The organism is Rhodococcus sp. NPDC058532 (genome assembly GCF_042719255.1).
Classification (GTDB): domain Bacteria; phylum Actinomycetota; class Actinomycetes; order Mycobacteriales; family Mycobacteriaceae; genus Rhodococcus_G.
The window spans coordinates 52,197-66,852 of the sequence record NZ_JBHXNU010000002.1 but is presented as its reverse complement, the minus strand read 5'-3'; the positions used below and the strand labels follow the sequence as shown (position 1 = coordinate 66,852).

Annotated in this window: 10 protein-coding genes; 2 read left to right on the top strand and 8 right to left on the bottom strand. The window is 69.7% G+C overall.

Annotated features, from left to right (window positions below):
- Positions 1-199: 199 nt before the first annotated feature.
- Complete coding sequence (gene lpdA, locus ACFWQG_RS03110; protein WP_378506125.1) at positions 200-1,603, bottom strand: dihydrolipoyl dehydrogenase; 1,404 nt, start codon at positions 1,601-1,603, stop codon at positions 200-202.
- Positions 1,604-1,876: 273 nt separating this feature from the next.
- Between lpdA and ACFWQG_RS03105 the strand changes: the two genes are divergently transcribed.
- Positions 1,877-3,919: a prolyl oligopeptidase family protein gene (locus tag ACFWQG_RS03105; protein ID WP_378506124.1), complete on the top strand. Its 2,043-nt coding sequence runs from the start codon at positions 1,877-1,879 to the stop codon at positions 3,917-3,919.
- A 79-nt stretch (positions 3,920-3,998) separates the two neighbouring features.
- Here the strand turns inward: ACFWQG_RS03105 and ACFWQG_RS03100 are convergent, their stop codons facing one another.
- Together ACFWQG_RS03100 and ACFWQG_RS03095 are read right to left on the bottom strand one after the other, a co-directional pair.
- Positions 3,999-6,350: a serine/threonine-protein kinase gene (locus ACFWQG_RS03100; RefSeq protein WP_378506123.1), complete on the bottom strand. Its 2,352-nt coding sequence runs from the start codon at positions 6,348-6,350 to the stop codon at positions 3,999-4,001.
- A gap of 9 nt (positions 6,351-6,359) precedes the next feature.
- Positions 6,360-7,193 (bottom strand): alpha/beta fold hydrolase, encoded by an 834-nt coding sequence (locus tag ACFWQG_RS03095; RefSeq protein WP_378506122.1) that lies wholly within the window; start codon positions 7,191-7,193, stop codon positions 6,360-6,362.
- 45 nt (positions 7,194-7,238) lie between these two features.
- Here ACFWQG_RS03095 and ACFWQG_RS03090 point away from each other — a divergent pair, with 45 nt between their 5' ends.
- On the top strand, positions 7,239-8,345 hold the full coding sequence (locus ACFWQG_RS03090) for an N-formylglutamate amidohydrolase (protein WP_378506121.1): 1,107 nt from the start codon (positions 7,239-7,241) through the stop codon (positions 8,343-8,345).
- Between the two features lies 1 nt (position 8,346).
- Here ACFWQG_RS03090 and ACFWQG_RS03085 read toward each other — a convergent pair whose 3' ends face one another.
- The 5 genes from ACFWQG_RS03085 to ACFWQG_RS03065 all read right to left on the bottom strand — a co-directional run bounded on the left by ACFWQG_RS03085 (position 8,347) and on the right by ACFWQG_RS03065 (position 14,633).
- Entirely contained in the window at positions 8,347-9,681 is a 1,335-nt protein-coding gene (locus ACFWQG_RS03085; protein ID WP_378506120.1) for an anaerobic C4-dicarboxylate transporter, read from the bottom strand.
- Positions 9,682-9,860: 179 nt separating this feature from the next.
- Complete coding sequence (locus tag ACFWQG_RS03080; RefSeq protein WP_378506119.1) at positions 9,861-10,889, bottom strand: alpha/beta hydrolase; 1,029 nt, start codon at positions 10,887-10,889, stop codon at positions 9,861-9,863.
- 286 nt (positions 10,890-11,175) lie between these two features.
- On the bottom strand, positions 11,176-12,801 hold the full coding sequence (groL, locus tag ACFWQG_RS03075) for a chaperonin GroEL (RefSeq protein ID WP_378506118.1): 1,626 nt from the start codon (positions 12,799-12,801) through the stop codon (positions 11,176-11,178).
- Positions 12,802-13,134: 333 nt separating this feature from the next.
- Positions 13,135-13,674, bottom strand: coding sequence for a DUF6764 family protein (locus tag ACFWQG_RS03070; protein WP_378506117.1), 540 nt, complete (start codon positions 13,672-13,674; stop codon positions 13,135-13,137).
- Positions 13,675-13,853: 179 nt separating this feature from the next.
- The gene (locus ACFWQG_RS03065) at positions 13,854-14,633 is read right to left on the bottom strand and encodes an HAD-IIA family hydrolase (protein WP_378506116.1); all 780 of its coding nucleotides are present in this window, start codon (positions 14,631-14,633) and stop codon (positions 13,854-13,856) included.
- Between the last annotated feature and the right edge of the window lie 23 nt (positions 14,634-14,656).

Sequence of the window (14,656 nt, the reverse complement as noted above, 5' to 3'; positions counted from 1 at the left end):
TTTGTTGTGATCCCGGTTGTGTTGAGCGTGTTGTGGAGAGGGGAGGCCCCCCCCCCCCCCGGGGGGGGGGGGGGGGAAAAAGGGGGGAGGCCCCCAAACGGGGTTGTTCCCCCCCCCTTCGCCGTGGAGGCGGCTACGCCACCCGTGAGTCTTTCTGGCCCCGTGGTGGGCCAAAAAGACTCACGGGCAGCGGAGCTGCCTAGAAGTTGATCATGTGGCCTGCGAGGCCGTGGATGGCCTCCTGCAGCGCCTCCGACAGGGTCGGGTGGGTGTGCACGTTGCGGGCCAGCTCGTTGACCGTGAGGTCCCACTTCTGCGCAAGGGTCAGCTCCGGCAGCAGCTCGGAGACGTCGGGGCCGATCAGATGGCCGCCGATGAGCTCGCCGTGCGTCTTGTCCGCGATCAGCTTGACGAAGCCGGTCGGATCGGCGAGGCCGTGGGCCTTGCCGTTCGCGGTGAACGGGAAGGTCGCGACCTTGACGTCGTAGCCCTCCGCCCGTGCCTGCTCCTCGGTGAGACCGAACGACGCGACCTGCGGCTGGCAGAAGGTGGCGCGCGGCATCATCCGGTAATCGCCCAGTTCGAGGGTCTCCGCGCCGCCGATGGTCTCTGCAGCCACGACGCCCTGCGCCTCGGCGACGTGCGCGAGCTGCAGCTTCGCGGTGACGTCGCCGATCGCGTAGATGCCGGGCACGTTGGTGCGCATCCGCTCGTCGATCGCGATGGCGCCGCGGTCGGTCAGCGCGACACCGGTGTTCTCAAGGCCGTAGCCGGTCACGTTCGGGGCGAAGCCGACGGACTGCAGCACCTTGTCCACGACGACGGTCTCGACGGTGCCGGACTTGTTGTCCTTGATCGCGACGGTGACCTTGGTGCCGTCGTCCTCGATGGTCTGGACCGCGGCGCCGGTCTTGATCGTGACGCCGAGCTTCTTGTACTGCTTGGCGATCTCCTTGGAGACGTCGGCATCCTCGTTCGGCAGCGCGCGGTCGAGGAATTCGACGATGGTGACGTCGACGCCGTAGTTCTTCAGGACGTAGCCGAACTCCATCCCGATCGCGCCCGCGCCGACAATCAGGATCGATCCGGGCAGGTCGCGGGTGAGGATCTGCTCCTCGTAGGTGACGACGTTGCTGCTCAGCGACGTGCCGGGGAGCAGCTTGGTGGTGCTGCCGGTGGCGATGATGACGTTGTCGAAGGTGACCGTCGCGGTGCCGCCCTTGGCCAGCGCAACGGAGATCGCGTTCGGGCCGGTGAAGGTGCCGCGGCCGTCGAACTCGTCGATCTTGTTCTTCTTCATCAGGAAGTGGACGCCCTTGACGCGGCCGTCCGCGACCTGGCGGCTGCGATCGAACGCGGCGCCGAAGTCGAACGACGCCTCCCCCGAGATGCCGAAGGTCTTCGCCTCTTTCGTGAAGATGTGCGCAAGCTCGGCATTGCGGAGAAGCGCCTTGGACGGGATGCAGCCCACATTCAGGCAAACACCGCCCCAGTACTTCTCTTCGATGATGGCGGTTTTCAGACCCAGCTGCGCCGCGCGGATGGCTGCGACATACCCGCCGGGACCGGCACCGAGGACAACGACGTCATAGTGTGAGGTCACGATTCCCCAGGGTAGTCCCGCCCGAATTCCCTGTCCCGACACGGTCCGGTTACCGACGAGTAGGGTCCGCGGCGCGAGCTGGCCCGACCCGCTCGCGCGGCATCCCGCCGAAATCGCGCCGAACGACCGGGTCGGGGAGGACAATCGAGGGGGTGGTCGTGGGCCCGTCAGGACCGAGTCCACGACCACCGCCCGGCCCGCCGGAATCCGCGCTGGCCGGGGCCCGACGCGCCCGGCCGTCCGGCGTGCCGCGCCGCGGAGTATCAATGATGAATGGCTGCACCCGACCCGAACGACCCGCATCTCTGGCTCGAGGACGTCACCGGCGACGCCGCCCTGGACTGGGTCCGGACCCGCAACGACCGCACGGTTGCCGAGTTCGCGTCCACCCCGGACTTCACCGACCTGCAGACCCGCATCCGGGCCGTCTTCGACACCGACGCGCGCATCCCGTACGTCCGCAGGCGCGGCGCGTTCCTCTACAACTACTGGCGCGACGCCGACCACGTGCGCGGGCTGTGGCGACGCACCACGATGGACTCGTACCGCACGGCCGCCCCGGAGTGGGAGGTCCTCGTCGACCTCGACGCGGTCGCGGAAGCGGAGGGCGAGAACTGGGTGTGGTCCGGTGCCCAGGTCCTGCGGACCGAGGACGGCAACGACCAGACCCGGGCGCTGGTCAGCATGTCCCGTGGCGGCGCCGACGCCGTGGTGATCCGTGAATTCGATCTTGTCCGACGCGAATTCGTCGCCGTCGCCGACGGCGGATTCGTGCTCCCCGAGGCGAAGACGGACATCGACTGGATCGACATCGACACCGTCTACGTCGGCACCGACACCGGCCTCGACGCCCTCACCGACTCCGGCTATCCGCGGATCGCGGCCCGGTGGAGTCGCGGCACCGACGTCCGCGACGCCCCGGTCGTGTTCGAGGGCGAGCACACCGACGTCGCGGTCTCGGCATGGTTCGACCGCACCCCCGGCTTCGAACGCAGCTTCGCCGAACGCTCTGTCGACTTCTACACCTCGCAGCGGTTCGAAATCGCCAGGGACGGAAGCCTGATCCGCATCGACGCCCCCGAGGACGCGCGGGTGTCCGCGCACCGGGAGTGGCTGCTGATCCGCACCCGCTCCCCCTGGACGGTCGGCGCGGACACCCATCCGGCGGGCACCCTGCTCGCCGCGAGGTACACCGACTACCTGGCTGGCTCCCGGGACCTGACCGTGCTGTTCGCACCGGACGCGCACACCGCACTCGAGCAGTACGTGTGGACCCGCAATCACCTGCTGCTGGTGACGCTGGCGGATGTGCAGACCCGGATGCGGGTCCTCACCCCCGGCCCGTCCGGGTGGACCGACATCCCGCTGGACGGCATCCCGGACCTGACGTCCACCGACGTGCTCGACGTGGATCCGGTGGACTCCGACGAGTTCTTCCTCAACTCGGGCGGCTACCTGACTCCAGCGACGCTGCTGCACGGGTACGTCGGCGAACCCGTCGAGGCACTCAAGCAGGCCCCCGCCTTCTTCGACGCGGCGGACCTGTCGGTGTCCCAGCGGTTCGCGACCTCCGAGGACGGCACCGCGATCCCCTACTTCGTGGTCCGCCGCGCGAACGCAGCGCCGGGCCCGACGCTGCTCTACGGCTACGGCGGCTTCGAGAACTCGCTGCTCCCCGGCTACAGCGGCGCCCTCGGCCGCGGCTGGCTCGAACGCGGTGGCACCTACGTCGTCGCGAACATCCGCGGCGGCGGCGAGTACGGTCCGGGCTGGCACACCCAGGCGTTGAAGGCGGGGCGGCACCGGGCGTACGAGGACTTCGCGGCCGTCGCCCGCGACCTCGTTGCGTCCGGCATCACCACTGTCGCGCAGCTCGGCGCCCAGGGCGGCAGCAACGGCGGACTGCTGATGGGCGTGATGCTCACCCGCTACCCGGAACTGTTCGGTGCCATCGTCTGCCAGGTGCCGCTGCTCGACATGCGGCGCTACCACCTGCTACTCGCCGGCGCCTCCTGGATGGCCGAGTACGGGGACCCCGACGACCCGGACGCGTGGGCCTACATCGGGGAGTACTCGCCGTACCAGAACACCGACCCGGACCGGGCCTACCCGCCGGTGCTGATCACCACGTCCACCCGCGACGACCGGGTGCATCCGGGGCACGCGCGGAAGATGGCCGCCCGCCTCGAGGAGCAGGACCACCCGGTCCGGTACTACGAGAACATCGAGGGCGGGCACGGCGGCGCCGCCGACAACGCGCAGCTCGCGTTCAAGTCGGCGCTGGCGTACGAGTTCCTCTGGCGCACCCTGAACTGACCCCGTTGAACGGGGGTTCATGTGTCACGTCCGGCTGGCGGATGACTCATGAACCCCCGTTCAATGCGTCGGGAGGGGGTCAGTGCACGATTCTGGCGAGAGCACGCAGGTCGGATTCGATCCGCCGGAACAGCTGGTACACCCCGAGGAACGCGGCGATCCCGCCGAGGCACAGCACCCGGACGGTCACATCGACGGCGCTGCCCGGGTGGTCGCCGACGAAGCTGAGCCCCGCGACCCCGATCAGCGGCACCGAGGCTGCGACGGCGAGATAGCGGGTCCCGACGCGCCGCAGCGCGCGGATGTCGCGGCCGTCGGTGCCGCGGATCTCACCGTGGGACAACACGATCGGATACAGGCAGCGGACCGCATAGTAGGTCAGAAGGAAGTACGGGTAGGCGACGGCGACCGCGCCGCACACCACCAGCGATGCGAGCAGGTGGGAGTAGGCGCGCTGCGGGATGCCGCCCGCCACGATCCGCAGCGCGATCGGATACCCGATCCCCGCCACCAGCCACGCCGCGAAACTGACGACGACGGCACGATGCCCGAGGCCCAGCGTCGCGACCCGCGCCCGGCCCAGGGTTGCGGCGTCGTAGCTCCGGCCCCGGCGGATCCCGCGGGGCACCGTCAGCGCGAGCCTGCACCACCACACGATCAGCACGCCCGCGATCGGGAAGGCGACCGCCCCGACCACCAGGTGCACGAACTCGAGGTGCTGCTGCGCCCGCACCGACAGGGTCGAGATGATCAGCTCCCGGTTGTAGTAGTAGTTGTAGCCCGCGGCAACGAGATTCGGGATCCCGATCGACAGCAGCAGGATCGGCAGTGCCCACCGCCACAACGACGCCCGGACACTGCCAGGTCGGGGGTCGACGAGGTCACGGGCGTGCGGGTCCAGGCACAGCGCGAACTGGCGGGCCAGCCTCCTGCCGTCCGACCAGCGGTCGGCGGGGTCCGGTGCGAGCGACCCGATCAGGACCCGTCGCAGCGCGGCGGGACAGTCGGCGGGCAACCGGCCCGCGAGGTCGTCGTCGACCCCGCGTCGACGCCGCGCGAGTGGCTCGTCCCACGGCTGACCCGGTGCGGCGTCGGGGAACGGCCGCGACCCGGTCAGCAGTTCCCACAGCAGCACGCCCAGTGAGTAGATGTCGCTGCGGGTGTCGATCGGGGCGGACGCCCCCGCCGCGCGGCCCGCCACCGCCGCCAACTGCTCGGGTGACATGTACGCCGCCGACCCGGCCACCGCACCCGACGCGCCGGGCACCGCGGGGGTATCGCCCGAACTGACGTTGAAATCGGCGAGTTTCGGCACCCCCTCGGGTGTGAGCAGCACGTTCGCCGGTTTGATGTCGCGGTGCAGAACCCCGTGCGCGCGGGCGTACTCGAGCGCCTCGGCGAGCCGCAGCCCGATCCACGCCACCGTCTCCGGCCAGGACAGCGCCGCCACCTCCTCGCGCACGCTCGATTCGGCGGGCCGCATCTCACCCTTACCTGCCCGGATCCGGTCGATCGAGTCGAGCAGCAGCCGTCCGTCCCGCTGGTCCTGCGGTGTTCGCCGCACCAGCCGGACCACGTCGAGCAGGGTGCCGCCGGACACGTACTCCATGAACAGCATCCGCAGCCTGCGGTCCTCGAGGACCCGCTGGTCGAAGACCCGCACGATGTTCGGGTGGTCGAGCCGGGCCAGGGTCCGCGCCTCGCTCCCGACGTCCCGGGAGATCTTGAGCGCGACCCAGCGCTGCATCGACCGCTGCCTGGCGAGGAACACCCTGGCGAACGCACCGTGGCCGAGCTCGGTGACCAGGTCGAAGTCGTCGAGCCGGTGCTCGCCGGCGAGGTCGTCGCTGCCGGGCAGCTCCAGGCCGCCGGTGCCCACGGTTCTCGGGTCGTGCTCCCGCAGCCAGTCGAAGCGGTCGGCCTGAGCGGGGAACTCCGCCACGTAGTCGTTGGGGTCGACGGTGTCCCCGCTGAGCCTGCGCACCCGGTACTCCTCGTAGACGAGCTCCGGCGGCAGCGGCTCGGCAAGCAGTTCCGGAAACTCGAGGCAATAGTCGGCGATCCGTTTCGGCCGGTGCACCCGCAGCCACCGGTACGCGAGGTCGACGGCGATCAGCTCGACGAGCGCCGCCCGCCGGATCGCGGCCATGTCCGGCAGGTACTCCCGCAGGTCGGCCGACGCCCGCGCCTCCTCCCAGTCCGCGACGAGGCGCCCGACCCCCGAGTCGACGACGAATCCCGGGCTCGCACCGGGCGCGCTCGGGTGGGTGCCACCGCCCGGGTCGGGCTCGATGTGTCCGCCCGGGTCGGGCTCGATGTGTCCGCCCGGGTCGGGCTCAATGTGTCCGCCCGGGTCGGGTTCCGTCCCCGGCCCCGGTGGCGGACCGCTCGCAACGGTCTCGTCACCCGCGGGTCGGGCGGGCCGATCCATGGCCGGTCGTCACTCTCGGTCCCGCAGCCAGGCCACGATCCGGTCCACGGTGCTTCCGCAGTTGCGGATCCACCCGTTGTGTCCCAACGGTTCCCCCTGGTGCCATGTCGTGACGTCCGCGTTCGGCAGCTTCCGGACCAGGTCCCGGATCGCGGGTTTCGGGGCGAGGTCGTCGGCCTCGACGGAGATGGAGAGCACCGGGAGGGTCAGCCCCGCCAGCGCCTGCTCGTAGTCGATGTCGGCGTCCGCGGGGTCGATCAGGCCGGTCCGCGCGAACCGGGACCAGTCCGAGATCAGGACCTTCGACTGGCGTCCGAAGCCGCCGACGTCGAACCGGTCGCCCGGCCAGAACCCCGCCACGTTGGCGGTCACCGACATCGCGGCCGAGCCGACGAGCAGTCCCGCGCCGCGCATCATCCCGTGCGTGCGGTGGAACGGAGACCCGGACGCGACCAGAATCACCCCGCCGAGCGCACCGTGGATGCGGGCCGCGTACATCACCCCCAGCTGCCCGCCCATGCTGTGCCCGAGCAGGTACGGGGTGCTCTCGTCGAACCGTTCCCGGACGGCCTCGAAGATCGCCGGGTAGTCCACCGACGCCAGCTCCTGATAGCCGTAGCTGCTTGCCGGGCCGGGTCGTGGCCTGCTGTCGCCCTGGCCGCGCAGTTCCCCGATCGCCGCGTTGAACCCGTGGCCGACCAGGGCCCGAGCAACGGTGTCGTAGTAGCCGCCCGGCACCCCGAGCCCGGGGAAGATGACCACCACCGGCGCCGCGTCCCGGCCCGCGAACAGCCGCACCGGGACCTCGGTTCCGTCCGGCATCTGAATCGGAATCGTCTCCACCGTTCAATACTCTCCCCTGAGCGCTGCTGCCGATAGTGTTCGACCATGGCACTCTCCGACCCGCTGCTGCTTCCCGCCGGAACCGAGTTCACGCCCGACGATCTGATCTTCTACGCCGATCGGGACAGCCGCACCCTGGACGAGGCGCTCGCGGACGCGGACCTGCTGGTCAGCTGCCCGCACGCGGGATCGCTGATTCCCGCGGAACTCGCCGAGTTCCTTGCCCCGGAGTTCACCCGCCGGCTGCAGTTCGACTTCACCGACTGTTCCACCAGCCCGATCGTGCGGCGCTGGGCCGAGCTCGACCCGCGCATCGTGTACGTCGAGAACCCGCATCCGCGGTTGGTGCGCGACCCCAACCGGGCCAGGCCCGCCGACCTGCACGCGGACCTGGTCGAGGCGTTCGCCCGGGTTCGGGCGGCAGGCCCGTACAACCGTGTCGACCTCACCGGGGTGGACGCGATCCGCCCGGTCACGTTCTCGTTCTTCCCGCTGCTGGTCGAGCCCGACAGCGCCGCCGGGATGCGGGTGCTGGCGAACTCCCTCGCTGCCGTGGCGACCCGCGGGCTCGAGGTGTACGAACGGACCAGGGACGACCTGATCGGCCGGATGGTCGACCTCGCGTTCACCAGGGCACGGGACACCGGCCGCCCCGTCGAGTTCACCACGCTGTCCTTCCACGACACGATGAACACCACCACCACGCGGGACGGTGCGGTGAATGTCGCTCGTGCACCGGAGGATCGGCTGCCCGATGTGGTTGCCCTGTCCAATCGTGGTGACCACAACGGGGATCCGCGCGGCGACCACCCGGTGACGATGGCACCCGGGATGATCCGGGCGCTCGCGGACGCGCACCGGACCGGCTTCGCGGTCGACGGCGAGGCGGTTGCCCTGAATCAGCCATACCTCGGCAGTCAGGAGATCATCTCTGCCGGACGCCGATTCGCCGAGCTGGCGCCGCAGGCCGCGGCGGCCGGAGTGACCCTCGCTGCGGTGCAGGCGGAGTTCCGCCGCGAGTTCCTGCTCGGCCCCACCCTCACCGCCGAACTGCACGAGCCGGGCGTCGGGTGGCCGGTGGCGGACCCCGACCAGGTCGAGTCGATCGCGGAGTTGTGCCGGGCCGCGTGGGACGCGTACCGCGCCCGCTGACTCAGCCCAGGATCACCCCGAGCGCCGAACCCGCCGCGATCGTGGTGACCGCGAGGATCAGGGTCGGCAGGAAGAACGAGTGGTCGACGAGTTTGCTGCCGAGCTTGGTGCTGCCCGACTCGTCGAAGTTCGCGGCCGCGATCTGGGAACCGTTGGTGGGCAGCAGGTAGACGCCGGCGAACGCGCCCGCCCACATGCCGCTGATCAGTCCCGGCGCCAGTCCCGCGGTGAGGCCGATCGGCACGATGGTCCGGGTCGCGGTCGACTGGCTGGTGGTCAGCACGCACACCAGGAAGACGCCGAGCGCGAAGATCCACGGCGCCGCCTCGACAAGGTCGCCGACGGTGTCGGTGATCAGTTCTTCGTGCGCGCTGATGAAGGTGTCGGTCATCCAGGCGAGACCGAACAGTGCGATCGCCGAGACCATGCCCGCCCGGAACACCGACATCGTCGGCACGTCCGCGACCGGCGGCCTGCTCACCAGCAGGATCAGGGTGCCGACGACGAACATGATCATCTCGATGATCGGCGTCATGCCGAGCGGGGTGCCGTCGGAGGCGTCCGGTCGAATGCCCTTGAACAGCCCGAACACCACGATCGCGACAACGCCGACAAGGAAGATCAGCGCCGCATTGCGCCCCTGCGTCGACGCCTTCAGCTCGATCCTGCTCAGGCCGCCGGCTGGTGCGGCGAGGTCACCGGACGCGATGCGCGCCTGGATCTCCGGGTCCTCGGCGATGTCCTTGCCGAGCCGGTTCACCACGACCGACGAGAGGACGATGCCGATCACCGCCGCGGGAAGGGTGATCTTGATGATGTCGATCAGCTCGAAGTTGTACGGCGCCACATCGGTCAGGGTGACCATCGCCGCCATCGCCGCGGACACCGGGCTGCAGGCGAGCGCGACACCGGTCGCGACCACCGACAGCGACAGCGGGCGAGACGGCCGGATCCCGTTGCGGTAGGAGGCGTCGTAGATGACGGGCAGCAGCGGATACAGAATGTTCGAGGTGCCTGCGCCGACCGAGAACAGGAACGACACCAGCGGAGCGATGAGGGTGATCTGCTTGGGGCGCTTGGCGATCAGGTTCGCGGCAATCGACACCATCCAGTCGATGCCGCCAGCGGCCTGCATCATCGACGACGCCAGCACCACCGACAGGACGATGAGCAGCGCGTCGACGGGAGGGGTGCCGACGTCCTCCCCGAAGACGAACACGAGGACCGCGACACCGGCGCCACCCCACAGGCCGAGGGCGACACCACTCGATCGGGTGCCCATCACGATGGCGCCGAGCACCACGAGGAGTTCGAGCACGATCACCACTGCGTCCACCCGCGTTCACCCCGTTCGTCGGCGGGGCGCCCCGGGCCCGGCTCGAAGCGGATCCTACGCACGGCGAACGCAGGCATCCGGTTACCGCGCCGCGAATCCCGCCGATCGGCACCGACCCGTGACACGGCAACGGCGCCGGCCCCGCGACTGCGGGACCGGCGCCGTTGGCGTGCGTTAGGTCAGAGCCCGATGGTGCGGGCGATCCACGGCCACGACTTGTGCAGGTCGTCCTGCCAGTAGCCCCACGAGTGGGTTCCGTTCGGACGGAAGTCGAAGGTGGCCGGGATGTTCAGGTCATTGAGCCGCTTGAACAGGTTGTTCGTGCACAGCAGGGTGGCGCCCTCGATCACGCCGCCGACGATCACCTGGTTCGCCAGTGCTCCGGTGCCGCCGGTCGCCTCCAGGGTGTCGTGCGGGCCGGGCAGGCCGTTGCCGGTGGACATGTAGATCTCGGTGCCGCGCAGCTTCTCCGCGTTGACGACCGGGTCGTTGGCGATCCACTCCGGGCTACCGTCCGGGCCCCACATGTTCTCGGTGTCGCCGCCGCCGCGGGACTCGACGACCAGCTTGATGTACGCCTTACCCGCCGGGGTGGTGGTCTCGGCGCAGCCGCTGTAGCCCGCGACACTCTTGTACACGCCGGGGGCCTGGATCGCGAGGTTCAGCACGCTGGTGCCGGTCATCGAGATCGCGGCGAGCGAGTTGGTGCCGTTGCCCTTGAACGCCGCGTCGATGATCGGCGGCAGCTCCTGGGTGAGGAACGTCGTCCACTTGTTGCGGCCGAGCTCCGGGTCGTCCTTGATCCAGTCGGTGTAGTAGCTGAACGCGCCGCCGACCGGGGTGACGACGTTGACGTTCTTGTCGGCGAAGAACGAGGCGACGTCGGTGCGACGCTGCCAGGTCGCGGAGTCCTCGCCGCCGCCAGCACCGTTGAGCAGGTACAGGGTGGGGCGCTCGGAGTTCATGTCCGCGGGCAGCTGAATCTTCAGCGGGATGGTCTTGTCCATGGACACCGAGTGCACGTAGGCCGTGATCTGGCGTCCGGAGCCGTCGATGCGCTCGAGCTTGGATCCGTTCGGTGCGACCGCGCTCGGGACCTCGTCGGCGTTGGCGACGGCGCCGACGCCGAGCAGGGGCAGGACGGTCAGCGCGGCCGTCGCGGCCGCGAGGCGGCCGATCCGACGTGCGGATCCACGAAACTTGGGCATCTTCCCACCTTGGTGTGTCGTCTACGTTCGTTAGCGGTGCGTTCGCGTATATATACAGTACCGGGGCCCCATCGTTACCGAATGGGGCCTCGAGACGTGTGTACGCCCGGACAGTGTGGCCGAGTGCGCACCCGTTGTCCACGGAATCGTCGAAGTATCGGATGAACATCACCCGTCGGATCGACGACGCCGCGGTGACCGGACGGACGAGGCCGACCCACCGGACGGTGGATCGGCCTCGGTCAACCGGGTGGGGCGGCCGGGCCGCCCCGAGCGTGCGTCGGACTCAGAAGTCCATGCCGCCCATTCCACCGGTCGGGTCGCCCATCGGAGCGGCGGCCTTCTCCGGCTTGTCGGCAACGACGGCCTCGGTGGTCAGGAACAGCGCCGCGATGGACGCCGCGTTCTGCAGCGCCGAGCGGGTGACCTTGACCGGGTCGTTGATGCCCGCGACGAGCAGGTCCTCGTACTCGCCGGTGGCGGCGTTCAGGCCGCTGCCTGCGGGCAGGTTACGAACCTTCTCCGCGACGACGCCGGGCTCGAGGCCTGCGTTGAACGCGATCTGCTTGAGCGGGGCCTCCAGGGCCACCTTGACGATGTTGGCACCGGTGGCCTCGTCGCCCTCGAGCTTCAGGTCGTCCAGGACCGGAGCGGCCTGCAGCAGCGCGACGCCACCACCGGCGACGATGCCCTCCTCGACGGCGGCCTTCGCGTTGCGGACGGCGTCCTCGATGCGGTGCTTGCGCTCCTTGAGCTCGACCTCGGTCGCGGCACCGGCCTTGATGACGGCGACGCCACCGGCCAGCTTCGCGAGGCGCTCCTGCAGCTTCTCGCGGTCGTAGTCCGAATCCGACGCCTCGATCTCGGCGCGGATCTGGTTGACGCGACCGGCGATGGCGTCGGCGTCGCCTGCACCCTCGACGATGGTGGTCTCGTCCTTGGTGACGACGACCTTGCGGGCGCGGCCGAGCAGCTCGATGCCCGCGGTCTCCAGGGACAGGCCGACCTCTTCGCTGACGACCTCGCCACCGGTGAGGATGGCGATGTCGGCGAGCTGCGCCTTGCGGCGGTCACCGAAGCCGGGAGCCTTGACGGCGACGGACTTGAAGGTGCCGCGGATCTTGTTGACGACCAGGGTCGACAGGGCCTCGCCCTCGACGTCCTCGGCGATGATCAGCAGCGGCTTGCCTGCCTGGATGACCTTCTCCAGCAGCGGCAGCAGGTCCTTGACCGTCGAGATCTTGGAGCTGACCAGCAGGATGTACGGATCCTCGAGGACCGCTTCCTGACGCTCGGCGTCGGTCGCGAAGTACAGCGAGATGTAGCCCTTGTCGAAGCGCATGCCCTCGGTGAGCTCGAGCTGCAGGCCGAAGGAGTTGGACTCCTCGACGGTGATGACGCCTTCCTTGCCGACCTTGTCCATGGCCTCGGCGATCAGCTCACCGATGGACGCGTCGCCCGCGGAGATGCCTGCGGTCGCGGCGATCTGCTCCTTGCCCTCGACCTCCTTGGCGGTGTCGAGCAGCTTGGCGGTGACGGCCTCGACGGCCTTCTCGATGCCGCGCTTGAGGCCAAGCGGGTTGGCGCCTGCCGCGACGTTGCGCAGACCCTCACGGACGAGCGCCTGAGCGAGGACGGTGGCGGTGGTGGTGCCGTCGCCAGCGACGTCGTCGGTCTTCTTGGCGACCTCCTTGACCAGCTCGGCGCCGATCTTCTCGTAGGGGTCCTCGAGCTCGATCTCCTTGGCGATGGACACGCCGTCGTTGGTGATCGTGGGGGCGCCCCACTTCTTCTCGAGCACGACGTTGCGACCCTTGGGTCCCAGCGTCACCTTGACGGCGTCGGCGAGGCTGTTGAGGCCACGCTCAAGGCCGCGACGGGCCTCTTCGTCGAACGCGATGATCTTGGCCATTGCGAAGTGATCCTCCGGATTGGGGGTGACACACAAGGCGACCGCTCGTCGGGTCGCCTCATTGGCGCGCAGGGCGAGCGCATGCGTTCGCCCCGTTCACTCGGCCAGGTTCGGTGCCCGCGACGGACGACCGAGGGTGTCGATGGATCCCGGCCTCACCGCCCCGACCTGGCACTCACGTGTTGCGAGTGCCAAGTGCATTTTTAGCACTCACCCGAGGCGAGTGCAAGGACTCACGACCCCCTCCACGTGCGCGGGGCGCGCCAGCACGGGCCCCTCCGGACCCGGCCGACACGCCCCGATTGCTCCGCGGAATCAGCGGATCACCGTGCTTCAGCGAATCAGGCACACCGCGCCGGTATTGAGGTTCACCGCGAACGACAGCGGGCCCATGCAGTCCACGCCGTCCGGTGTTGCGGTGGCACCGGAGCCCCAGCCGGCCAGCGCGAACGTGGTGTTGCCGTTGCCGCCCCCCGCCTTCGCGATGCCGCCACCGATCGCGAAGGCGTGCGCCTGGCCCGGGCCCTTCGTCGTGCTGAGCGCGACCCCGAAACCGGTCGCGAACGTGTTCGCGCCGCCGACCTCGGCGACGCTGACCGCGGTGCCGCTGTCCGTCGCGCCCGCCGTCGCGGTGCCACCGACCGTTGCGGTCGCGCCGCAACTCGCGTCACCAATCACGCGAATGTCGTCGGCCGACGGCGGGGACACGCAGTCGACGCGGGCCGCGGACGCGACCCCGCCGCCCGCGACGGCGAGGCCGCCGATCACGGCGACACCCGTCGCGATCGACGCGCCAACGCGGGCGAATCGGGTGCCGAACAGGGTCAGGGAACGGGGGCGGAACGCAGTGCGCACGAAACTCCTCGGCGGCATGAAGTGGGATGGGATGGGGTCGACCGTACCGAACAACCGGGCGCTCGGCCCCCGGGTTTCGCAAGCCCATCGTCGGTGACGATTCGCGGCCGGTTTGCCGGTCCGGCCCTGCCGATTTCCCGGGGCAGGCGCAGGTCCGACAGAACGGACATCTCCCCCGGGCGATGGCCGGTCGCCACTCATGGATCGAGCCGGTCGAGCAGGTCGGGCAGGTCCGCCACCGAATCGATGACATGGTCGGGAAGGACCGGCGGCGAGTCAAGGACGGCAGGCCGGAACTTCCCGGTCCGGACCAGCACCCCGACATATCCGACGTACTGCGCGGCGAGCACGTCGCCCACCAGGTCGTCGCCGATCATCATGGCGTGTTCGGGTTCGGTGCCCATCAGCGCTGCCGCGGTGGTGAACCCAGTCGGGGCGGGTTTGCCGATCACGGTGACCCGCGCACCGCCTGCGGCCTCGAGCCCCGGCAGGTAGGCACCGGTGTCGATGCGGAGCCCGTCCGCGGTGGCCCAGGTGAGCCCGCTCTGCATCGCGACGACCGGGACCGCGCGCTGCATCATCTCGGCCACCCGACTCAACGTCAGGTGATCGAACTCCGGGCCCGCGCTGCCGAGCACCACCACGTCCGGATGCTCGTCGACGAGGGTGATCCCGGTCAGGTCCTCCGCGATGTCGCCATGGTTGATCAGCAGGCAGCGGGCGTCCCGGTAGGTGGACCGCAGATACTCGGCGGTCAGCACGGCCGCGGTGACGATCTCCCCGGTGTCGACCTCCATGCCGCAGGACAGCAACGCGGCGGCGATCTCGCGGCGGGTACGGGAGGTGGTGTTGGTGAGGAAGGCCCGGGGCAGTCCGCGGGCGCGCAGCGCATCCAGGGTCGCCCGGGCACCGGGCAGTGCTCGCCACGAGGTGACGAGCACTCCGTCGATGTCGAACAGGACCCCGTCGACGCTCACCGATCAAGTATGCGCCGGGCCGG

Coding starts and splice junctions, on each gene's coding strand:
- ACFWQG_RS03105 (WP_378506124.1), top strand. CDS start 1,877: ATGGCTGCACCCGACCCGAACGACCCGCATCTCTGGCTCGAGGACGTC.
- ACFWQG_RS03100 (WP_378506123.1), bottom strand. CDS start 6,350: ATGGATCGGCCCGCCCGACCCGCGGGTGACGAGACCGTTGCGAGCGGT.
- ACFWQG_RS03090 (WP_378506121.1), top strand. CDS start 7,239: ATGGCACTCTCCGACCCGCTGCTGCTTCCCGCCGGAACCGAGTTCACG.
- ACFWQG_RS03080 (WP_378506119.1), bottom strand. CDS start 10,889: ATGCCCAAGTTTCGTGGATCCGCACGTCGGATCGGCCGCCTCGCGGCC.
- groL (WP_378506118.1), bottom strand. CDS start 12,801: ATGGCCAAGATCATCGCGTTCGACGAAGAGGCCCGTCGCGGCCTTGAG.
- ACFWQG_RS03070 (WP_378506117.1), bottom strand. CDS start 13,674: ATGCCGCCGAGGAGTTTCGTGCGCACTGCGTTCCGCCCCCGTTCCCTG.